The 23,761-nt window shown below is 36.9% G+C and carries 16 protein-coding genes; 12 read left to right on the plus strand and 4 right to left on the minus strand.

The features are described from left to right. Positions 1 to 79 precede the first annotated feature (79 nt). The 4 genes from APB85_RS09620 (at position 80) to APB85_RS09635 (ending at position 6,718) form a co-directional block, all read left to right on the plus strand. Positions 80 to 4,486: a translocation/assembly module TamB domain-containing protein gene (locus APB85_RS09620; RefSeq protein WP_229792217.1), complete on the plus strand. Its 4,407-nt coding sequence runs from the start codon at positions 80 to 82 to the stop codon at positions 4,484 to 4,486. Between the two features lie 77 nt (positions 4,487 to 4,563). After that, the gene (pfkA, locus tag APB85_RS09625; protein WP_057483149.1) at positions 4,564 to 5,550 is read left to right on the plus strand and encodes a 6-phosphofructokinase; all 987 of its coding nucleotides are present in this window, start codon (positions 4,564 to 4,566) and stop codon (positions 5,548 to 5,550) included. Between the two features lie 2 nt (positions 5,551 to 5,552). Next, entirely contained in the window at positions 5,553 to 5,918 is a 366-nt protein-coding gene (locus APB85_RS09630; RefSeq protein ID WP_057483150.1) for a methylglyoxal synthase, read from the plus strand. A gap of 209 nt (positions 5,919 to 6,127) precedes the next feature. After that, complete coding sequence (locus tag APB85_RS09635; RefSeq protein WP_063870609.1) at positions 6,128 to 6,718, plus strand: hypothetical protein; 591 nt, start codon at positions 6,128 to 6,130, stop codon at positions 6,716 to 6,718. On the opposite strand, the gene APB85_RS09640 is transcribed toward APB85_RS09635, so the two are convergent. Both APB85_RS09640 and APB85_RS09645 read right to left on the minus strand, forming a co-directional pair. Continuing rightward, positions 6,715 to 7,098: a Rid family detoxifying hydrolase gene (locus APB85_RS09640; RefSeq protein WP_057483152.1), complete on the minus strand. Its 384-nt coding sequence runs from the start codon at positions 7,096 to 7,098 to the stop codon at positions 6,715 to 6,717. The two genes, APB85_RS09635 and APB85_RS09640, sit on opposite strands and share 4 nt — an antisense overlap. Positions 7,099 to 7,116: 18 nt before the next feature. After that, positions 7,117 to 9,846, minus strand: coding sequence for a putative LPS assembly protein LptD (locus APB85_RS09645; protein ID WP_057483153.1), 2,730 nt, complete (start codon positions 9,844 to 9,846; stop codon positions 7,117 to 7,119). 137 nt (positions 9,847 to 9,983) lie between these two features. Between APB85_RS09645 and APB85_RS09650 the strand changes: the two genes are divergently transcribed. From APB85_RS09650 to bshA, 7 genes are all read left to right on the plus strand, one after another. Next, the gene (locus tag APB85_RS09650) at positions 9,984 to 11,087 is read left to right on the plus strand and encodes an N-acetylmuramoyl-L-alanine amidase family protein (RefSeq protein WP_057483154.1); all 1,104 of its coding nucleotides are present in this window, start codon (positions 9,984 to 9,986) and stop codon (positions 11,085 to 11,087) included. Between the two features lie 59 nt (positions 11,088 to 11,146). Further along, positions 11,147 to 12,103 (plus strand): MlaD family protein, encoded by a 957-nt coding sequence (locus APB85_RS09655; protein WP_057483155.1) that lies wholly within the window; start codon positions 11,147 to 11,149, stop codon positions 12,101 to 12,103. A 6-nt stretch (positions 12,104 to 12,109) separates the two neighbouring features. Continuing rightward, on the plus strand, positions 12,110 to 13,450 hold the full coding sequence (locus tag APB85_RS09660; RefSeq protein WP_057483156.1) for a (Fe-S)-binding protein: 1,341 nt from the start codon (positions 12,110 to 12,112) through the stop codon (positions 13,448 to 13,450). Positions 13,451 to 13,542: 92 nt separating this feature from the next. Further along, positions 13,543 to 14,334, plus strand: a complete 792-nt coding sequence (locus APB85_RS09665; protein ID WP_057483157.1) for a (Fe-S)-binding protein — start codon at positions 13,543 to 13,545, stop codon at positions 14,332 to 14,334. A 162-nt stretch (positions 14,335 to 14,496) separates the two neighbouring features. Next, positions 14,497 to 14,982 carry a hypothetical protein gene (locus tag APB85_RS09670; protein WP_057483158.1) on the plus strand — a complete coding sequence of 162 codons (486 nt, stop codon included), beginning with the start codon at positions 14,497 to 14,499 and terminating at the stop codon, positions 14,980 to 14,982. Beyond that, positions 14,982 to 17,909, plus strand: coding sequence for a glycoside hydrolase family 3 N-terminal domain-containing protein (locus tag APB85_RS09675; RefSeq protein ID WP_057483159.1), 2,928 nt, complete (start codon positions 14,982 to 14,984; stop codon positions 17,907 to 17,909). The genes APB85_RS09670 and APB85_RS09675 overlap by 1 nt, the downstream gene beginning before the upstream one ends. A gap of 193 nt (positions 17,910 to 18,102) precedes the next feature. After that, on the plus strand, positions 18,103 to 19,236 hold the full coding sequence (gene bshA / locus APB85_RS09680) for an N-acetyl-alpha-D-glucosaminyl L-malate synthase BshA (protein WP_057483160.1): 1,134 nt from the start codon (positions 18,103 to 18,105) through the stop codon (positions 19,234 to 19,236). Between the two features lie 53 nt (positions 19,237 to 19,289). On the opposite strand, the gene APB85_RS09685 is transcribed toward bshA, so the two are convergent. After that, on the minus strand, positions 19,290 to 19,793 hold the full coding sequence (locus APB85_RS09685) for a hypothetical protein (protein ID WP_057483161.1): 504 nt from the start codon (positions 19,791 to 19,793) through the stop codon (positions 19,290 to 19,292). Positions 19,794 to 19,932: 139 nt separating this feature from the next. Between APB85_RS09685 and APB85_RS09690 the strand changes: the two genes are divergently transcribed. Further along, positions 19,933 to 22,851 (plus strand): FAD-binding and (Fe-S)-binding domain-containing protein, encoded by a 2,919-nt coding sequence (locus APB85_RS09690; protein WP_057483162.1) that lies wholly within the window; start codon positions 19,933 to 19,935, stop codon positions 22,849 to 22,851. Here the strand turns inward: APB85_RS09690 and APB85_RS09695 are convergent. After that, entirely contained in the window at positions 22,848 to 23,642 is a 795-nt protein-coding gene (locus tag APB85_RS09695; protein ID WP_057483163.1) for a UDP-2,3-diacylglucosamine diphosphatase, read from the minus strand. The genes APB85_RS09690 and APB85_RS09695 overlap by 4 nt on opposite strands. Positions 23,643 to 23,761: the final 119 nt, after the last annotated feature.

Here is a 23,761-nt window from a genome sequence, read left to right on the forward strand (position 1 = left end):
CATAGAAATTGTTAATATTGTGTACAAAGTTAAAATATAAAAGCGTATCAAAAAATTCTGGAAAATATTAACTAGAACAGTGGTTGCGCTGCTTTTGATTTTTGTCATTGTTTTGATAATTTTCTCTATTCCTGCCGTACAAACCGAAGTTGCAAATCGTATTACCACTTCGCTCAAGGAAAAAAACAACGTTAATATTTCTATAGACCGGGTAAGTTTAACTTACTTCGGAAGGGTGAAAATTAACGGAATTTATATTGAAGATCATCATAAAGATACCTTAATTTTTTCTGAAGAATTACGCACTTCGCTGCCCGGGATTTCTAACCTGCTCAGCAATAATCCTAATTTGGGTAATACCTATTTAGAAGGATTAGAGGTAAATATGAGGAAATACGAGGGAGAAGATAGAGATAACCTGGGGCAGTTTATTCAAAAATTAAGCAGTCAGCCTACCGGCGATTCAACGCAATTTGAGCTCCTGGTTGACCGGGTGGAGATTTCTGACGGAAATTATAGTTTCATCAATGAAGACAGCGAAAACCCTGAATTTTTAGTGCTGGATAGCCTAAATATTTATGCTAGAAATTTAAAAATAAAAGGTCCGGAGGTGAGTGTAATTATCGAAGGACTAAAAGGAAAAGAAAAACGTGGGCTAAATATAGATAATTTAAGCACCAGATTCCTTTATACTCCCGAGCAAATGGTTTTTGACGATCTTATGCTTCAAACACCGCAATCTTTAGTGAATGCTAACCTCGAGTTTAACTATCAAACTGAAGATTTTTCCGATTTTGTTAATAAAGTAGAAATTACGGGAAATTTCACCGAAAGTATTGTTTCAAGTACAGATCTTCAGGCTTTTTATGCTGAATTTGGCGACGATCAAATTCTGCAATTAAATACCGATTTTGAAGGTACGCTTAATAGTTTCGATCTTCCTAACCTCCAATTAACCGGGATGGATCGAAGCAGGGTAGAAGGTGATGTAAATATTGAAGGTGCTTTTTCCCGGGGAGGAGAAGATTTTAAACTAACCGGAGATTTTTCTGAATTCACTACCAATTATTACGATCTAGTTAATCTACTACCCGGCGATCTAAGGGGCAAACTTCCCGAAACTTTACGTGAATTTGGTAATTTGAGAATGCGGGGAGCTGCAATTGTGACCGGTTCTAACCTGGATGCCGATGTGATAATAAATACCCAATTGGGATCTGCAGAAGCAGATGTAATTTTACGTGGGTTTGATAATTCACAAAATGTAACCTATACAGGAAAACTGATTTTTGAAGATGTAAATATTGGAAAACTTGCAAATAATGAAAGCCTGGGAAAAACAAGTTTTAACCTCGATATAGATGGAACCGGATTTGACGCTGAAACCCTGGATGCCGAGTTAAAAGGGCAGATTTCAAAATTGCAATTTAATAACTATACCTATCAGGGAATTAGGGTGATAGGAAATCTTAGGAATCCTGTTTTTAATGGATTATTGATGGCCAACGATCCTAATTTAAAAATGGAATTCAACGGTTTGGCCGACCTCTCTGAAGATATTAATAATTACGATTTTGAAGCATCAGTAGGTTATGCCGATCTAAATGCGCTTAACTTCGTGTCTCGCGATAGCCTTTCTATTTTTAAGGGAGATGTGATTATGAATATGAAAGGCACAAGTATAGATGATGCTTTTGGTGAAATTTTATTGCTGAATACCTCTTACCAAAACCAGAACGATCTTTATTATTTCGATGATTTCAGTATTACCTCCAGTTTTGAAGGTCCTGTAAGAACCCTAAGCATAAACTCTCCTGATGTGATTAGTGGTGAAATTAAAGGAGATTTTATTCTTTCAGAAATAAGACCTTTAATAGAAAATTCTTTGGGAAGTATTTATACTAATTATCAGCCTAGAACCATTACAAATAACCAATACCTAGAATTCGATTTTGACATTTATAACAAAATTGTAGAAGTTTTTTATCCCGAAATTAACCTTGCTCCAAATACATTTGTTCGTGGCCAAATAGCTTCAGACGAATCTGAATTTAAAGTGAATTTCCGATCGCCAAGGATAGATCTTTTCGGGAATATGATGGAGACTGTAAACCTAAACGTAGACAACACTAACCCTATCTATAATACTTATTTTGAAGCCGATAGTGTTGCTACAGACTTTTATAACTTTTCTGAATTCAGTTTTATTAATGTTACCCAAAGAGATACGCTTTTTATAAGATCTGAATTTCAGGGTGGAAGAAACAATGAGGATTTTTTCAATGTCAACCTCTTTCACACGATCAATGAAGAAAATAAATCGGTAGTGGGAATTCAGCGATCTGATCTTACTTTTAAAAATAATACCTGGTATTTAAATGAGGAAGGAAATAAAAATAACAAGATAGTTTTTGATCTTGATTTTAAGGACATCATCATAGATTCGCTGGTAATGAGCCATAAAAATGAAGAAATTAGGCTTAGTGGGGAAATGCGCGATAGTACTTATAAAGATTTTAAAATGGAATTTGATGAAGTAGATATCGGTAAAATAACACCGCACGTAGATAGTCTTCGTCTCGCCGGAATGCTAAATGGTAAACTTGATCTACTGCAGGAAAACGGAGCCTATTATCCAAATACAGACTTACGGATAGATTCATTAAATATCAATGATAATTTGTTGGGTAACCTTGTTCTTAATGTTGAAGGAAATGAAACCCTAACCAATTATGCCATAAATGCCAACTTGCGGAAAAATGGTCACGAATCTTTAAATGCCATTGGAAATATAGATGTGAGTGGGAGCGAACCCACCATTGATATGGATGTAGACCTGGAAGATTTAAACCTCGCGGCATTTAGTCCGCTGGGTGGAGAAGTGATCAGCAATATTCGAGGAGCTGCTTCTGGAAATGCTAAAGTTGCCGGGAATTATAAAAATCCGGATTTTTCGGGAAATATAAGTTTGGAAAATGCAGGTTTAAAAATCCCATACCTAAATGTTGACCTTGCTTTTAATGATGCTGCCGTAGTTAATTTAAACCAGCAGGAATTTATTTTTGATGATGTTGAAATAGTAGATACCAAATACCAAACTACCGGAACCCTTAATGGAAGTATTGGCCATGAAAATTTCAAGGAATGGAACCTGGATCTTAATATAGATACTAATAGGCTTCTTGTTTTGGATACGGAAGGCGATGAAGACGCGCTTTATTATGGAACTGCTTTTATAAGCGGGGATGCAAGTATTGCCGGCCCTACAGATCAATTGGTGATAGATGTTACCGCCACTACAGAGCGCGGGACGGTTTTTAAAATCCCATTAAGTGACACCGAATCGGTTGGAGATAATTCATATATCCATTTCTTAAGTCCTGAGGAAAAAGCCGCCCGGGAAGCAGGACAAAATATAGAACTGCCTGAAGTTACCGGGGTTGAACTTATTTTTGATCTTGATATTACTAATGATGCTGAAGTTGAAGTAGTAGTAGACCAAACTAGTGGAAGTACTCTAAGAGGTCGCGGTTCAGGAAACTTGTTGCTGGAAATTAATACCAATGGAAAATTTAATATGTGGGGCGACTTTGTGGTTTATGAAGGTGTTTATAATTTTAAATATGCCGGGCTTGTTCAAAAAGTTTTTAAAGTAGAGTCTGGAGGTAGCATCAATTGGAATGGAGATCCTACTGATGCCCAATTAGATGTAAGCGCGATCTATGCCTTAAACGCCAATCCAGCGGTTTTGCTAGAGAATCCTTCTATAAATAGAAAAATTCCCGTGGAAGTCATTATCAATCTAATGGGTGAAATAGAACAACCAGATATCACTTTTGATATTGCATTTCCTAATGCTAGCTCTGTAGTTCGTTCAGAATTAGAATATAGAATGGACGACCGTGCAAGTAAAGAACTCCAGGCTTTATTTCTTGTGACACAGGGAGCTTTCTATAGTGAATTTGGACTAAGACAAAATGCAATTACAGGTACACTAGCAGAAAGAGCCTCCAGTATTGTAAATGATATTTTTGCTGGGGATGATGGTAAATTCCAGGTGGGCGTAAATTACGTACAGGGAGATCGCACCCCAGATCAGCAAACTGTTGATAGGTTTGGATTAACTCTTTCCACTCAAATTAGCGATAGAGTTATTATTAATGGCCAGGTTGGAGTTCCTATTGGCGGAGTAACCGAATCGATTATTGTGGGCGACCTGGAAATAGATTTTCTTCTAAATGAAGACGGAACCCTGAGAGCTAAGGTCTTTAACAGGGAAAACAATATCCAGTTTATAGGGGAAGAGATTGGTTTTACACAAGGTATTGGATTATCTTATTCGGTAGATTTTGATACTTTCAAAGAATTGATCAGGAAAATTGCCAGCACCGAAATTACAGCTTTAAATGAAGAAACTAAACAGAAAGCAAAAACTCGTCCTGTAGCACCTGATTATATAAGGTTTCCAGACGAAAATTCAAATTAAACTACAACCTCTAAAAATTTTCTTTTTTCTTTTAAGGTAGCGCCTGAGTTTGTAATTTTAGACAAGAAATTGAAAATATGACAAAAAGAATAAAACGAATTGGAGTGATGACTTCCGGTGGAGATTCTCCCGGAATGAATGCTGCAATTAGGGCTGTTGTTAGGGCTTGCGCTTATTATCGTATAGAATGCGTAGGTTTTATGATGGGTTTCCAGGGAATGATAGATGGCGAATATATTGAGCTTAATGCCCGTAGTGTACGCAACATCATTAATTTAGGAGGAACTATCCTGAAATCGGCCAGATCTAAAGAATTTAGAACTAAAGAAGGTAGGGCGAAAGCTGCTGCACATTTAAAAGAAGCCAATGTTGATGCTATGATCCTTATTGGTGGCGATGGAACGTTTAAAGGGGGACAAATCTTTAGTGAAGAACACGACATTCCCGTTATAGGAGTTCCGGGAACAATAGATAACGATATTTTCGGGACACATTATACCATAGGCTATGATACTGCCTTAAATACGGTGATTGATGCTGTAGATAAAATAAGAGATACCGCCAGCTCACATAACAGGTTGTTCTTTGTGGAGGTGATGGGGCGCGATGCCGGTTTTATTGCTTTAAATAGCGGAATTGGAGCAGGGGCAGAAGAAATTTTGATTCCCGAGGAAGATCTTGGTTTAGATCGATTGCTAAACTCTTTGGAGCGTAGCCGTAGATCTGGAAAAACATCCAGTATTGTTATTGTTTCTGAAGGAGACAAAATTGGTAAAAACGTTTTTGAACTGGCCGCTTACGTTAAGGAGAATTTACCCTACTATGATGCGAAAGTAACTGTATTGGGCCATATTCAGCGCGGGGGAAGTCCTACTTGTTTTGATCGTGTTTTGGCAAGCAGGTTATGCGTAAAAGCAGTTGAACTTGCTTTAGATGGCCAGCGCGATATTATGGTGGGAATGATGAATAATGAAATACAGGCTATTGAACTAGAAAAAGCCTTAAAATCGAAACCAACTATTAACAAAGATCTGCTTCGCATTTCTGATATTTTATCTGTATAAAAATGAAAACAGTCGCAATAATTGCACATAACGGTAAGAAGGCCGAGATGGTTCAATTTCTAAATAACCATAGAGAATCACTTCAAGCAAAAAATATAAAACTCATAGCTACGGGAACTACAGGTGCAAAAACAGAATCTGCAGGTTTTGAAGTAGAGAAATTACTTTCGGGACCATTGGGAGGAGATGCGCAAATAGCTTCGCGTATAGCAGAAGGGAAAGTAGATATGGTAATTTTCTTTAGAGATCCTTTAGATAAACATCCGCACGAGCCCGATATTTTTATGTTGATGCGTTTATGTGATGTACACGATATTCCACTTGCTACAAACCCTGCGAGTGCCAGGTTGCTCATGCAGGCTTTTTAAAACTTAAGCTCTTTTCTTGAAAATAACGCCAGGTTTTATTCTATTAGCTCTCTTTGTTTTTATAATGTCAGCGCAATCATTGCGCTCTCAGAATAATTATACAGGGGGCTGCTTTATTTAATATAGGAATTGGGTCGGTTTTTAGTGGAATTGGTGCTGTTATCAACAAAGAACCGCAGGAAAGGTTTGGCAAGGTTTTATTTAAAGGAATGGCACAGGGTGCTCTTGGAGGTTATTTAGTTTTTGAGAGTAAAGTGATTGCAGGAAGAATTGCTAAACAGGAAAATCTCACCTATGGCTGGCCGGCTAAATTTGTAAATTCAGCAGGAACTTCTATTATTGAAAATGCAGCTTCTAACCGAAATTTCTGGGAACAATGGAATTTAAATATAGGCTTTAACCGAATAGAGTTTCATACCAAAGAACGTTTGCAGGTAAAGTATAGAGTTCAACCGGTAGCATTACTATTAACGGCCTATACAGCTTTTTATAATAAATTTGAACCAAAGAAAAGTTTAAAAACAGGTCAATTTGTTTTCTCCGGCGACAGCTATTTCACTAGTGATAGAAGTTTTCGGGGAGCTGCTATTGGTACTTCTATTTTATTGAATACTGAAGGGGAATTTTACTATAACACCATTGCCCACGAAGTTATTCATGTTTTTCAATATCATGATTTTAATGTATTCTTTTTCGCCGGACTTTATAAAATGGAGCACTGGGGCAAAGACCAACAAACATTTGAAGGTTATTATTCCAATTATTTCGAAAAAGAAGCCTATCTGTTTAGTAATTATTAGCTCTTTACTGCGATAGCGCTAATCTCTACATTTACAAATTTTGGCAAATTAGCTACTTCTACGGTTTCTCTGGCAGGTGCGGTTTCCGCATTAAAATAAGAACCATAAACTTCATTTATTTTAGCGAAATTATTCATATCACTAATAAAAATGGATGTTTTTATTACGTTTTCAAAATCCATTTCGGCTTCATTGAGAATGGCTTTTAGATTTTCCATTACTCTTTTGGTTTCTTTCTGAAGTTCTTCAGTTTCCAACTCGTTAGTTTCAGGATTAAGAGCAATTTGTCCTGAAATGTAAAGCATATTTCCGGTTAAAACAGCCTGGTTATAAGGTCCGATTGGAGCCGGAGCTTTGTCGGTTTTGATTATTTTTTTCATCATTTTATTATTTAAAATTTATAATCTACGGTCTGGTTCATTTCGCTTGTCGTATTTGATATCACTTAAAATAGACGATTTAATTCCTATAAAGAAATACCAGGATCTACGCTCGCTAAAAGGCACCCAGTTAAAACTTAATCTCCAGGTATTTAGATCTCGCTGAAATCTTAATTGGGTATAGGTAAATCCTAAATCTTTTAGATCATAACCAGATGAAGCGCCAACCATCCATTTAGGTGAAAGTTCTACATCACCAGAAAACATAATGGAATGAGAAGTTATCTCATTTTGCCGCGCCGTGTTATTGTAGGTCATGGTATAAGACATTCTTAAATCCCAAGGAATTTTATAATTATACCAATTATCATTTCTTTCCTGGCGATCTTCATCGGCAAAAGGATCTTCTTCTTCATCATAAAACTTTCCTTCCAGGTCAGATCCTTTTCCAAAAAGATCATCACGCCTTCCACCACCGCGATAGGTGTCATTATCTATATCATCTTCGTTTTCATCATCGCCTTCATCTTCAAAATCCTTACTGGAAAAAGAATAGCCAAAACTTACGTTCGCGTTGGTAAACCTAAATAAACTCCCGCCGTTATTGATATTAAGCTCGTTTGTTCTTCGGTTATTATTATCCAGGGCATAGATATCCATATTACCCGCAACGTTTATATCTACTTTATCTCTAATAATTGGTATACTACCTCTTAAAGCAATAGGAGAAAGCTTGGGTTCACCTGCCTCACCAGCAAGATTATATGCGGTACTCATACTAAAGTTATTTAGTAAGGTGATCTTTTCAGGCTCAGTAGCTGTACTATCTTTAGACCGTACTTTGGCCTCAAGGGTATTACTAATACTCAAGCCAAGCGAACTTGAAAACCGGTTGCCCGGTGCTCCATATAATGTCCCATCAAACCTGGAATAATCTACCATATTAGTTTCAATAGGATTTGCCGGGTTAATTCTCTCGTAAGTATCGTAATACTGGTTAAATGCAGGGTTTACGTTATAACTTATGGAAGGACGCATCACGTGCCTAATGGCTTGTATCTTCTTATCTTTTCCGAAGTTTTTTAAACCATAAAGTGTAGTCCCAATACTAGTCCCAAAATTATAGGTTCGGTAAGAATCAAAACCGTTTATAGTATCTATTACAACTTCATCATTAAATTCATCATAAGATTGCTCAAAAGTCCTGAAAACCCAATTTTCCTCGTAGTTTGCGTTTGCACTAACACTTAAATAATTAAATAATTTGAAATTGGTCGCGACCGGAATTGAGTGTTGTGCACCATAATTAGCATCTTCAAACATTTCTGGCTTAAAGAAAAGAGAATCTGTAGTTCTTATCTGATTTTCGGCCCTTAGGTTATATTGGAAGTTGATATTTTCTATTAATCCCTTTTTTGAACCGGTTTTAGAAGCAAAAGGATAAATACGCGTCATACTCGCCTGTAAAGTGGGCAAACTCATATTTATAGTTTGTGTTCTTGTATTCTGGTTATGCCTGGCAGCGATACTTAAATTTACCTGCGGCTCGCCAGGAAAGGTCTTACTATAAGATACAGATGAACTTAAAGAATTGGTTAAGAAGTTACCGGTATTCATTTGATTTACAGAGTTTTGATAGTAAGTACTACTACCTAAGTTTACAGAGGCATTAAACCGGGAATTGGGATTTGCCTTGGCATCTTGATTATGCGACCACTGTATATTATATTCTGTTCTTTCTGCATAGTCAGGAAAACCACGTTCACTTTGATATTGGTTTTCGTAACGAATTCTAACATTTCCTCGGTAGCGATAACGCTTTGCGTAATTACTTTCTAATCTCACGGCATAACTGCCATTGGTATAGTAATCTCCCAGGGTAAGTAGATCTACGTAATCGCTAATTGCAAAATAATAACCTCCATTTTGCAGAAAATAGCCACGTTGACTATCTCCAAAACTGGGGATAATAAAACCAGAAGTTTCTTCTTCGGTTAAAGGAAAATAACCAAATGGTAATCCTAAAGGAGTAGGAACATCGGCTATATACATATTTACTAGTCCGGCTACAATTTTCTTGTCTGGAACAAATTTTATTCGTCTGGCATAGAAATAATAGTCTGGATTTTCTAAATCTTCATCAGTAGTAAATCGCACATTTTGCATAAAATATACCGAATCGTTTTCCCGCTTGGTAACTTCGCCTTTAACATTAAAATTAGCCTGTTGTGTCCTCGAGTTATAAACCAGCGCTCTTTCAGTATCGAAATTGAAGCGAATAGAATCTGGTTCTACGGTTTGATTTGCCTGAACAAATACAGGTTTCTGCGAATATGCCCCGGTAGAATCGGGAATTCCGTAGGCATAAACTTCATTTTTGTTATTGTCTATAATGATCAAGCCGGCATTAATTTGCATATCACCGTAGATAATTTGTGCTTCATTATAGAGAAACATGCGATTTTCCTTTTGGCTAATCCGCATATAATCTTTAGCCTGATACTTCACCGCATCGGTAATAAGCTGATTTCCTTTTTGAGGAACCTGCAAAGAGTCTCCTAAAATACTATCGGTTGCCTTAATGGTTTGGGCGAGAGGTAAGGAATCACCAACAGTAACAAGGGAATCTCTCTCTTTGGCATCTATATTTATCTCTTTATTATTTCCTATTTCCTGAGCGTTTAGACCAACGAGAGGAAGCAGTATAAAAATACAGCAAAAAAGTATATTGGGTATGTTTGTTTGCAATGCTCTAAGTGCTATTTTTGTAAAGAATGGCTTGCTTTTTGCAATTTCAAAATTACATATATTTTTTCAGCTTAGATTTGAGATTCACTGAAAAAAAGTAATTAAAATAATCAGCATAAACTTAGCGTTACCTTTTTATGAGAACGAACCTACTTAAACTTTTCGTATTTTTCTTCATTTTTCTTACAAGCTTTCAAAGTTTGCTGGCATTTAACGATAAGCCCCGAGATCGTTTTGTAGTTGTGCTTGATGCCGGTCATGGTGGAAAAGATCCCGGTAATATGGGAAACGGTTTTAAGGAAAAGGATATTGCGCTCAATATTATTTTAAAGATTGGGAAAGCCCTGGAAAGAAAAGGTGGAGTAGAGGTTATTTATACTCGGGATTCCGATGTTTTTATTCCTTTAGACCAGAGAGCTAAAATTGCTAATGAGGCCAATGCAGATCTTTTTGTATCGGTACATTGTAATTCTCATAATTCCCAGGCTTATGGTACAGAGACTTTTGTATTGGGATTGCATAAAACCCAGGAAAACTTTGAAGTAGCCAAAAAAGAAAACTCGGTGATATTTTTAGAGGAAGATTACGAGGTAACCTACGATGGGTTCAACCCCAATTCTCCTGAATCTTATATAGGAATGGCGTTAATGCAGGAAGAATATTTAAACCAAAGTATTCTTCTGGCAGATTTTGTACAGAAAAACTTTACGAACGATCTAAAAAGAAAAAACCGCGGTGTAAAACAAGCCGGATTCGTTGTATTAAAAATGGCGGTAATGCCAAGTGTTCTTATAGAAACAGGATTTTTAACCAATAATCACGAAGGGCCTTATTTAAATAGTACCAGCGGACAAAACAAAATGGCTGCAGCAATTGTAGAGGCTATAGATAAATATGCAAATAGTATCAATCTTTCCAGCCTGGAGGATATTGGAGGAGAAGTTTCTGTTAACAGTACTAATAATCAAAGCCAGGTTTATAAAGATATTACTTTTAAAATTCAACTTGCAGCGGGTTCTAAACGCCTGGAAACTAAATCATATAATTTCAAAGGATTGCAAAATGTAGAACGATCTAGAGAGGATGGTTTGTACAAATATTATTATGGAGCTACTTCAGATTATGCTAAAATTACTGAGTTACACAGGGAAGCTAAGCGAAACGGATATCCATCAAGTTACATCGTTGCATTTAAGGATGGCAGCAAGATTACAGTTAATGAGGCGTTAAAAACAGAGTGAATTAACGCTTCTTTTCTATTTTTATTTCTAAATTTGTCCTTATCTTAAAAAAATAGCTTTTGAAATTTACACGTGAAGTAAAAACTGCCTTGCTAGCAATAATTGCTATCCTCTTACTTATTTTTGGTTATAGTTTCTTAAAAGGTAAAAATCTACTGGACTCCAGTAGAACTTTTCATGCGGTTTATAATGATGTAGAAGGTCTTTCACCTTCTTCAGCGGTCACTATAAACGGTCTTAAGGTGGGCCAGGTTACAAAAATTAACTTTCTAGATCGCAAAGGAACTCTTGTAGTAAGTTTTACCGTAGAAAATGATTTTCAGTTCTCAAAAAATAGTACTGCCCAAATTTATGGCGGAAATATTATAGGTGGCAAATCTTTAGCTATTATTCCAGATTACAAGATGAAAGAAATGGCTAAAACTGGAGATACCCTTAACAGTGAAATTGAAGAAGGTATCATGGAGTTGGTTAATGATAGGTTGACACCACTTCAGGAAAAGGTTGAAAACACCATAGTTAGCGCCGATTCATTGGTAACAGCCGTGAATAAAATCTTAAATGACAGTACTAGATATAATATTAGAAACACCTTTAAAGATCTTAACGCAACTGTAGCTTCATTTAAAGTCACCGCAAATACTTTAGAAGGCATTGTTGGTAGAAATTCAGGGAAATTAGATAGAACATTCACCAACCTGGACGAAATGACTACTAATTTTAATTCTTTTTCAGATACCTTAACTCAAATGGACATTGGTAAGATCACCAAAGATCTTGAGAAGGTAGTGGCCGATTTTGAAAGTATTTCAGATAAATTAAATAATAAAGAAGGTACCGCAGGGAAGTTAATTAATGATGATGCCGTATATAACAACCTGGACAATGCTACCAAACAGTTGGAGCAATTACTACAAGACGTAAAACTGAATCCTAAGCGATACGTGCATTTTTCTGTTTTCGGAAAGAACCCGGAACCTTATCAGGAACCCAAAGAAAAGGATTCAACTAAATAACCAACTATGCAAATTATTGCCCAAGTCTTATTTTTAGTTGCCTTAGTGGCGGGAATCGGATTTTTTATTAGAAATATTCGAAGGTTAGTAAGAAACATTAAATTAGGAAGAGAAGTAGATCGCACTGACAATAATGGAGAGCGGTTTGCTAAAATGGCAAGGATCGCGTTTGGCCAGAGCAAAATGGTTAAAAAGCCAGTTTCTGGATTTCTTCACGTAATAGTTTATGTTGGTTTCGTAATAATTAATATTGAAGTTCTAGAAATCATTATAGACGGATTATTTGGTACACACCGTATTCTTTCGTTTATGGGTGGTTTTTACGATGTACTAATCGCTTCTTTTGAGGTTCTTGCTTTATTGGTTTTAATAGGCGTAATCGTTTTTTGGATAAGAAGAAATGTTCTTAATATTTATCGGTTTTTAAGCAGGGAATTAAAAGGATGGCCTAAGAACGATGCCAATTATATTCTTTATTTCGAAATGGTACTTATGATACTTTTCCTAGTAATGAATGCTACAGATTACCAACTTCAATTAAATGGCGCGCCACATTATGCAAGTGAAGCTGGCATTACCGGAGCTTTCCCTATCAGCCAGTTTCTACTACCTATTTTTGATGGAATGAGCAATGCCACGCTTATCATAATTGAAAGAGCAGCCTGGTGGTTGCATATTTTAGGTATTCTTTTCTTCTTAAATTACCTGTATTATTCAAAACATTTACATATTCTTCTTGCTTTCCCGAACGTTTATTTCTCAAAACTTCGTCCGCAGGGTGAGATGAATAATCTACAATCGGTAACCGATGAAGTTAAATTAATGATGGATCCTGATGCCGATCCCTTCGCTGCTCCTCCTGAAGAAGAGGAAGGTGCAGAACCTGAAAAGTTTGGAGCTTCAGATGTTTTTGATCTTAACCAGGTACAATTATTAAATTCTTACACCTGTACCGAGTGCGGAAGATGTACCGCAGAATGCCCTGCAAACCAAACCGGCAAAAAACTCTCTCCAAGAAAAATTATGATGGATACCCGAGATAGGGTAGAAGAAGTAGGAGAGATTATTAATAAAAAAGGGAAATACGAAGATAACGGCAAGCAGTTGCTAGACGATTTTATATTGAGAGAAGAACTTTGGGCTTGTACTACCTGTAATGCTTGTGTAGAAGCATGCCCGGTAGGAATAGACCCTTTATCTATTATTCTAGATATGAGACGTTACCTGGTGATGGAAGAAAGTGCTGCTCCAAATGAACTTGCAATTGCAATGACAAATATTGAAAACAACGGTGCGCCCTGGCCATATAATCAACAGGACAGATTAAATTGGGCAAAAGAAAATTAATTTTTCTGAAAGCGCTACCGCATAAGATTTAAGAAAAAATTTTACACTTCAGGACTGCAGAAGTCTTTTGAAAAAATTAAAAGGAATTAGATATGGCAGAAGCATTAAAAGTACCCACAATGGCCGAATATATGGCAGAAGGTAAAAAACCCGAAGTTTTATTTTGGGTTGGTTGCGCTGGTAGTTTTGATGATAGAGCAAAAAAGATCACTAAAGCTTTTGTAAAACTTTTACACGAAGCCGGAGTGGATTTTGCTGTTTTAGGAACCGAAGAAAGTTGTACTGGAGATCCTGCAAAGCGTTCTGGAAACGAATTCCTTTTTCAAATGCAGGCTGCTACAAACATTGAGGTTCTTAATGGTTACGAAATAGAAAAAGTAGTAACCGCCTGTCCACACTGCTTTAATACCATTAAGAATGAATATCCTGCCTTAGGTGGGAATTACGAAGTAATGCATCATACACAATTTTTAAAATCTCTTTTAAATGAAGGAAAATTAAAAGTTGAAGGCGGAAAATTTAAAGGTAAGCGTATCACATTTCACGATCCTTGTTATTTAGGTCGTGCTAATGGCGAATATGAAGCTCCGCGTGATCTACTTAGAAAGCTGGAAGTAGAGCTGGTAGAGATGCGTAAATGTAAATCTAACGGACTTTGCTGCGGTGCCGGAGGCGGGCAGATGTTCAAAGAACCGGAGCCTGGAAATAAAGATGTGAATATAGAAAGAACCGAGCAGGCTATGGAAGTAAAACCTGAAGTTATTGCCGCCGGTTGTCCATTTTGCAACACTATGATGACAGATGGTGTGAAAGATAAAAATAAAGAGGATAGTGTAGAAGTGATGGACGTTGCAGAACTTATTGCAAACGCTCACGATCTTTAATAAATTACCCAAATTTAAATAAATAAAGCCTGGGATTTCTTTTCAGGCTTTTTGGCTTTTTAATCCAAATTTTTAGTGAAATAGCAAACGTTAAAAGCAAGAACTATATTTGAGACATAAGCTAAATCCACTAGTTTTGTGTAAATATAACTTTAGCAATTCATGTTAGTACCATTCGAAAATCTACCCGATTCTTCAAGGGTTTGGATATATCAGGCAAACCGATCTTTTACCAACGAAGAGTTGGAAGAAATACAATCCCGTTTAGACCAGTTCGTAACTCAATGGACGGCTCATGGGGCCGACTTACAGGCCGGTTACCTCATTAAATACAAGCGATTTATTATTCTTGCTCTAGACCAGCAGATTAATGCTGCTACTGGCTGCTCTATAGATGCCTCGGTGCATTTTATTCAGCAATTAGAGAAAGAATTTAATGTAGATCTTTTAGACAAAATGAATGTCTCTTATAAACAGGGAGAATTCATAGCCTACAAGAGTTTGACAGATTTTAGGAAAATGGCCAAGCAAAAAGCGGTTTCCCCTAAAACTATTGTTTTTAATAACCTGGTAAACAATAAAGCTGAATTTCTTTCAGATTGGGAAGTTCCTGCTTCTGAAAGTTGGCACAAGCGTTTCCTTAATTGATGAAACTTATTCTTAATCCGAAAATCTTACTTTTAACCTGCTTTCTTTTCGTCTTTCCTAATCTTGCTGCGCAAAATAATCCTTTACTCACAATTGATGTGGAAGAACAAAATAGATGGGTAGATAGCGTATACAATTCAATGAGCCTAAAAGAAAAAGTTGGGCAGTTGTTTATGATTAGCGTTTCTTCTGAAAGCGGAAAAACCTATATCGAGCAGGCTAAAAAGCAAATTGCTGAAGAATATATTGGTGGGATTATTTTTTCTAAAGGTGGGCCTTTAAGACAGGCCAAGTTAACAAACGAGTTCCAGGAAATTTCAAAAACACCACTTCTCATAGGAATGGATGCTGAATGGGGACTGGCTATGCGCCTGGATTCTACTTTTGCGCTTCCCTGGAATATGAGCCTTGGTGCCATTCAGGATAATAAATTAATAGCAGATGCCGGCGCCGCGATTTCACGGAATACTAAACGATTGGGTGTTCATATTAATTTTGCACCGGTGGTAGATATTAACACCAATCCCGATAACCCGATTATTGGAAATAGAAGTTTTGGAGAAAATAAAATAAATGTAGCTGAAAAGTCCGTCGCTTTTATGCGTGGTATGCATAGGGAAGGAGTTTTATCTAGCGCTAAACATTTTCCCGGTCACGGAGATACAGATGCAGATTCGCACAAAACCTTACCTACTATTCCTTTTTCAAAAGAAAGACTGGAAGATTTAGAATTGTACCCTTATTATCCATTAATTACCCACGGACTCTCCAGTGTGATGGTGGCGCATTTAAATGTACCGGCACTTCAGGAAAATCGTAATACACCAACTTCGCTTTCAAAAGCGGTGATAACAGATCTTTTAAAGGATAAAATGAATTTTGAAGGTCTCGTTTTTACTGACGCACTTAATATGAAGGACCTTACAAACAACACCGAACCCGGTGATGCTGAATTAAGAGCTTTTTTGGCGGGAAATGATATGCTTTTAATGCCGGAAGAGGTTGAAGTAGCTTCGGAAGTTTTGGTCAATGCCTTTAAAAACGAAATTATAAGTCCGGCGCGATTAGCGCATTCAGTTAAAAAAATTCTTCAGGCTAAATATAAAGCCGGATTGCATCGACAGAAAGCAGTTCAGGAAAATTTTCTTTCCGAAGAACTCAATACGGTACGCGACCAGGTTTTATTAGAAGAGCTTTTTGAAAACGCATTGACCCTCATTAAAAATAATAAAGGTGTTTTACCTATTAAAGATCTCGATGATAAAAGGATCGCGTATGTAAATTTTGGAGACGCAGATGGAGGTCCGTTTTTAAGAGAGTTAAGAAAATATGCAGCAGTAGATTGGATTACTGCAGCCCGTTTAACCGATCTACAAGATAAACTTTCTGATTACGATTTAGTGATTCTAGGATATCATAAATCTAACAATAGCCCCTGGGCTTCCTATAAATTTTCCCCGGCAGAACTACATTGGATTCATCAAATTGCACAGGAAAATAAATCAACCTTAAGCTTGTTCTCAAGTCCGTATGCTTTAAATGACTTGCGAGGCCTCAATGAACTGGATGGAATTTTAGTTAACTATCAGAATCATGAAGTAGCCCAGGAAAAAGCTGCTCAATTAATTTTTGGTGCAATCGAAGCTAAAGGAAAACTTCCGGTAAGTATTGGCACTAATTTTCCTGAAGGTACCGGTTATCAAACAAACAATTTAGAAAGATTGTCTTATGGACTACCTGAAAGTGTTGGGTTAAATTCCTATAAATTAAATAGAATAGACAGTATTATTAGCGAAGCTATTGATGAAAAAATGACTCCCGGGGCTCAGATTCTTGTAGCCAGAAAAGGGAAAATCGTTTACAATAAAAACTTTGGATACCATACTTACGATAAGCAAATTCCGGTTTCAGACACCTCTGTTTACGATTTAGCATCCTTAACCAAAATTCTCGCGACTTTACCATTAATAATGGAACAGGAAGAAGAAGGAATTGTAAGTTTTGACACGAAACTTGGAGAAGTGATGCCTGTTTTTCAAAATTCTAACAAGGCCAATATTAGGTTGCAGGATATGCTAATGCACTATGCAAGATTAAAATCCTGGATTCCTTTTCATATAAATACCATAGATAGAAAAACAAGGTTGCCTTCTAAGGAATATTTCCATAAAACACCTTCAGCTGAATTTAATACGAAAGTTGCTAACGAAATGTATCTTAGAAATGATATGCAGGATACTATTCTTAATATTATAAAGGATAGCGAGTTAGAACGGAAATTAGATTATAAATATAGTGACCTTCCTTTTTATATTCTCAAATATTACCTGGAAGGCTATTACAATCAAACTCTGCATAATCTTACCCAAAAGAAGATATACAAACCTCTTGGTGCCACACATACGGGTTATTTACCAACTTCAAGATTTCCTTTAAAACAAATTGTTCCTACCGAAATTGATAAATTATGGCGTAGACAACTTATTCACGGTGTGGTTCACGATCAGGGCGCGGCTTTACAGGGTGGTATTGGAGGTCATGCAGGGCTTTTTAGCAATGCCAATGATGTGGCTAAAATAATGCACATCTTTCTTAATAAAGGTGTCTATGGAGGCAAAAGATATTTAAAAGGTGAAACCATTTCTAAATTCAACACTTGTTATTATTGTGAGCAAGATGTAAGGCGTGGCGTTGGTTTCGACAAACCCCAGCTGGGAACTTCGGGTCCAACCTGTAATTGTCTCTCTATGGAGAGTTTTGGGCATAGTGGCTTTACAGGCACCTTTGCCTGGGCAGACCCGGAAGAAGAAATTGTTTATGTATTTTTGTCTAATCGAACTTTCCCCGATTCAACCAATAGAAAATTGATTAGGGAAGATGTTAGATCTAGAATACAGGAAGTTATTTATGAAGCTATAGATTTTTAGCACATAAATTTCAGAAGAATGTCTGCAAAGCTTAATTAATAGAAATAAGATTTGGCTTTAATGTCGTAATACCTCACTTAGTGAGTAAAATATTTTCGTAGAAAGTTCACGAAGCATTTTAATTGTAAAATATAATTTTATTTCGAGCATGTCTCGGAGCATTTAATCTCGATTATCGAGTAAATCAAACTTAATGAAAATAGCCATTGTTTGTTACCCTACCTTTGGTGGTAGTGGAGTGGTAGCGACAGAGCTGGGCTTAGCTCTTGCTAAACGCGGTCACGAGATACATTTTGTTACATATAGTCATCCTGTTCGCTTAGATCAGCTTACTGGTAATGTTCGCTTTCACGAAGTACACGTACCAGAATATCCACTTTTCCATTATCAGCCTTATGAGCTTGCTTTAAGTAGCAAATTGGTGAATGTGGTAAAACAATTCAATATAGAACTTTTACACGTTCACTACGCTATTCCGCATGCTTATGCCGGTTATATGGCTAAAAAGATGCTTGCTGAAGAAGGCATAAACCTGCCAATGGTTACTACGCTTCACGGGACCGATATTACTTTAGTGGGGAATCATCCTTTTTATAAACCTGCGGTAACTTTTAGTATTAATAATAGTGATGTAGTGACATCGGTTTCCCAGAGTTTAAAGGAAGACACTTTAAAATTCTTTCAAATAAGAAAGGAAATTGAAGTTGTACCCAATTTTATAGACTGCAGCAAATACGATAAAAAAGAGTTTACCGATTGCCAGCGGGAAATGATGGCCGATAAAAAGGAAAAAATTATCACGCATATCAGTAATTTCAGGAAAGTGAAGCGTATAGATGATGTGATTAAGATCTTTTATGAAATTCAGAAGAAGATAGACGCTAAATTAATGATGGTGGGCGAGGGGCCCGAAAAAGAAATGGCAGAAGATTTAGCTGAAGAACTACACATAGAAGATAAAGTAATGTTCCTGGGGCAAAGCCATGAAATAGATAAAATTCTGTGTTTTTCTGACCTGTTCTTGCTGCCTTCAGAGAAAGAAAGTTTTGGACTTTCTGCTCTTGAAGCGATGGTAAACGGGGTGGCTGTAATTTCTACGAATACCGGCGGTTTACCGGAAGTAAATCAACACGGAATTTCTGGTTATTTAAGCAATGTTGGTGATATTGAAGAAATGGCTTCTAACGCGCTAAAAATTCTTCAGAATGAAAAAATCCTGGAGAAATTTAAGCAGGGTGCTCGAGATGTTGCCGAAAAATTTGATATAAAAAATGTAGTGCCTTTATATGAAGATATCTATACAAAGGCGCTGCAAGTTAAAGCATAAAAAAAGAGGCTGATTTGATTCAGCCTCTTTTTAATTTTATCCTCCGTTAATTACTAGAATTGGTATCTAACTCCTAAAGCAATATCTGGTGAGAATTCGTTTAAAACATCATTATCACTAAAGAATCCAAATTCCGGTCTAACATCCAATGATATTAATAGCGGGATATCAAAGTCGTACTCTATCCCAACATTACCGGCAAGAAAAAGGTAAGTTCCATCGTCACCATCTCTGTCGTTAAAACGAGTATCGTCAACTCCAAGAAGACCAGCACCAGCACCGGCGTACCAGTTAAAACCTCCTTCTATGTTCCAAACCCATTGATAAATCCCGGTTAGTTTAAAAGCGTCATAATCGCTGTTATCTCTCCATCCAAGGTCTAATTCCAAACGGTTGTTGTTTGTACCAACAGCTCTTTGATAAGAAATTTCGGCTCCAACACCATCTCCGCCTCCAAATCTAAGTCCAAGAGCGTTATCTGAAATGGTTTGGGCTTCAGCCTGATTGTAAAATGTTGCGCCGATTACAAATGCGGCAAGTAAAAATAATTTTTTCATAGTTAGCGTTTTTAGAATTCTTGCCAAATTTAAATGTTAAAACATCATCTAAAACGTATGGGACGCCAATCTATTGTTAATATTGTATAAAAATCTGTTAAGCGTTTCAGGCAAAATTCTCTATTTTTATCGCGTAATTATGAAAGAAAAACTCTACCACTTAGCCCAGGAAATTGAAGGCCAGTTATATGACGATAAGTTATGGCGTTCTATTTACGCAACAGATGCATCGGTTTACCGCGAAATGCCATTGGCAGTCTGTTATCCAAAAAGCGAAAATGATTTAAAGAAACTTATAAAATTTGCAAAAGCGCAAAAAACTTCTTTAATCCCACGAACCGCCGGAACTTCGCTGGCAGGCCAGTGTGTGGGAGATGGGATTGTAGTAGATGTGTCTAAACATTTTACAAAAATCTTAAATATAGACCAGGACGCTAAAACCGTAAGCTTGCAACCTGGAGTAATTCGCGACGATCTAAACCGGGTTTTAAAAGAATACGGATTGTTTTTTGGACCCAATACTTCAACTTCTAACCGCTGTATGATTGGGGGAATGGTGGGAAATAATTCGAGCGGAACCACTTCAATTAAATATGGCACAACTCGAGAAAAGCTCGTTTCTCTAAAAACCATTTTAAGCGACGGGAGTGAGGCTGAATTTAAAGATATTTCTGCCGAAGAATTTCAGGAAAAATTGAAATTAGAAAGCCTGGAAGGAGAAATTTACCGTAAAATTAATGAGCAACTCTCTTCCGAAGAAAATAAAAAGGAACTTATAGAAAAGTTTCCGCCTAAAAGTTTACATAGAAGAAATACGGGATATGCGATAGATGAATTGTTGTATGCAGAAGTTTTTTCTAAAGATTCTACCGAGCCTTTAAATTTATGCAAATTACTATGTGGAAGCGAAGGCACCTTGGCCTTTACTACTGAAATTACGCTGAAACTGGATGATCTTCAACCTCCGAAAGCAGCGATGATCGCAGCACATTTTGATAGTATTGAAAGTTGTATGCAAGCTGTGGTTCCCGTAATGCAGCATTCGCTCTATACCTGCGAAATGATGGACAAAACCATCTTAGATTGTACCAAGCAAAACCTTAAATACAAAGAAAATCGATTTTTTATTGAAGGTGATCCCAAAGCGATCTTGATGCTGGAGATAAGGGCCAATACGGCACAAGAAGTCCAGGAACAAAGTCAAAAAGTACTGGACACCTTAAAAGATTCTAATTTAAGTTATGCTTACCCGGTTTTAATGGGCGACCAAATAGAACTGGCTATGGAGCTTCGGAAAGCCGGCCTTGGACTTTTAGGGAATATTGTAGGAGATAAAAAAGCTGTAGCCTGTATTGAAGATACCGCCGTGGCTATTCCATTCCTGGCCGATTATATATCGGAATTTGCGGAAATAATGAAAAATTATGGACAGGATGCCGTCTACTATGCACACGCCGGTGCCGGGGAAATTCATTTACGTCCAATTCTGAATTTAAAAAAATCTGAAGATGTAAAACTCTTTAGAAGCATTACTACCGATGTTGCTAAATTGGTCAAAAAATACAATGGTTCTTTAAGTGGCGAGCACGGAGACGGTAGGGTAAGAGCCGAATTTATTGAGATGATGATTGGCCCAAAGAACTACCAGCTTCTTAGGGATATTAAATTCACGTTTGATCCCGATAATATTTTTAATCCCGGAAAGATTACCGATACCGCTCCCATGGATACTTCGCTTCGCTATGAAGTAGACCGAAAGGAACCGGAAATTTCAACTTTAATGGATTTTTCGGAATCTGAAGGAATTTTAAAACTATCTGAAAAATGTAACGGGAGCGGAGACTGCCGAAAATCGGCTGAAGCCGGCGGAACAATGTGCCCAAGTTACCGCGCTACTAAAGATGAAAAAGATACAACCCGCGCCCGGGCAAATACTTTACGCGAATTCCTGACAAATTCAGATAAAAGTAACAGGTTTAATCACGAAGAAATAAAAGAAGCTTTTGATCTCTGTATTAGTTGTAAAGGTTGTAAAAGTGAATGCCCTTCTAGCGTAGATGTTGCTGCTTTAAAAGCTGAATTTCAGTACCAGTATCAAAAAGAAAACGGTAAAAGTTTAAGAAGTAAGATCTTTGCCAATAATGGTAAAATGAATGGTCTAGCGTCCAAAACTCCGGGTATTGCTAATTTTTTCTTTAAAAATTCCGTGGCTTCCGGCATTGCCAAAAAGATAATGGGCGTAGCTCCAGAAAGGACTTTACCAATTTTAGCCAAACAAACATTAGCAAACTATTATCAAAAGAATAAGAGTCGTTTTCAGATAGAAAATCCTATCAAAACAGTCTATTTCTTTAATGATGAATTTACCAATTTCCTGGATTCAGAAATTGGAGTTGACGCTTTAGAATTACTGTATAAACTCAATTACCGCGTAGAATTTGTGAAACACGAGGAAAGCGGAAGAAGCCATATTTCTAAAGGCTTTCTGGAAGAGGCCAAGGTTTTTGTTGATAAAAACGTGAGTCTATTCAAGGATATAATTTCGGAAGAATCACCATTAATTGGCTTAGAACCTTCGGCGATCTTAAGTTTTAGAGATGAATATTTAAGATTAGCCGATGATAAAGCGGAAGCAGAAAAACTGGCAAAAAATGCGTTTATCATCGAAGAATTCCTGAAAAAAGAGATCGCTCTAGGCAATGTAAACTCCGATCAATTTACTTCAGAAGAAAAAAATATTAAAATTCACGGGCATTGCCACCAGAAAGCACTTTCTAATACAGCCGTAACTTTTGATGTTCTAAATCTACCAAAGAACTTTAAAGTAAGCATTATTCCATCGGGTTGTTGCGGAATGGCAGGCTCTTTTGGTTATGAAAAAGAACATTACGAAGTGAGTATGAATATTGGTGAACAAACCTTGTTCCCGGCGGTTAGAAAAGCTTCTGAAGAGACCGTTATTTCAGCCAATGGAACCAGTTGCAGACACCAGATTTTTGATGGTACACAGCGGCAGGCCAAACACCCCGTGAGTATTCTAAGGGAAGCTTTGGTTTAATCCTTTTTTAAAACGGTAACTGCGGCTACCAAAGGTTTTTGCTTTTTTAGTTCACTAAAATAAGTTAAGTTCCATTTTTTATTTTCGTATTCCAGGACGCTTAAGTTTTCTATCCAATCGCCGGAATTTAAATATAAGCAGGTGCCTCTCCTATTGGTTTTTCTAATTATTTTAGGCTGGTGGATATGGCCGCAGATCACATATTTATAGCCGTTTTCAATGGCCAGATCTGAAACTGTTTTTTCAAAACTTGCTATAAATTTCCCGGCATTTTTCACGCTGTTCTTAATTTTTTTGGAAAGCGAATATTTCTTTTTCCCCATTTTCACCAAAACCTGATTCAATAATCGGTTAATCAAAATCAATAGATCGTAGCCCCAGCCGCCCAGTTTAGCGATCCACTTCGCTTTGTGGATTCCAACATCAAATACATCTCCGTGAAAAAACCAGGCTTTTTTGCCGTCCAGTTCCAAAACTAGTTTATCGGTGATACGCAGTTCTCCAATTTGAGTATCACTAAATTTTCTTAGAAATTCGTCATGATTTCCAGTGATATAGATCACTTCGGTACCCTTACTGCTAAGATCAATGATCTTTTTAATTACTTCTAAATGAGCTTTAGGAAAATAACTTTTCCTAAATTGCCAGATATCTATAAAGTCTCCGTTAAGTACCAACTTTTTAGGCTGTACACTTTCCAGATATTCACTCAGCTCTGCGGCGTGAGCGCCAAACGTACCAAGATGTACATCTGAAATTACTACTATTTCGGGTTTTCTCTTAATAAACAATGATGTGCATTTCTTTGTATACAAATAAAATCAAAGGAAAGGTTTAAGACCTTCAATTAATTTTATTGAATATTTATTAAATCATTAATAAGTAAGCGGTTTGTTAGGTTAATATTAAA

It is taken from the genome of Salegentibacter mishustinae, assembly GCF_002900095.1.
GTDB classification, from domain to species: domain Bacteria; phylum Bacteroidota; class Bacteroidia; order Flavobacteriales; family Flavobacteriaceae; genus Salegentibacter; species Salegentibacter mishustinae.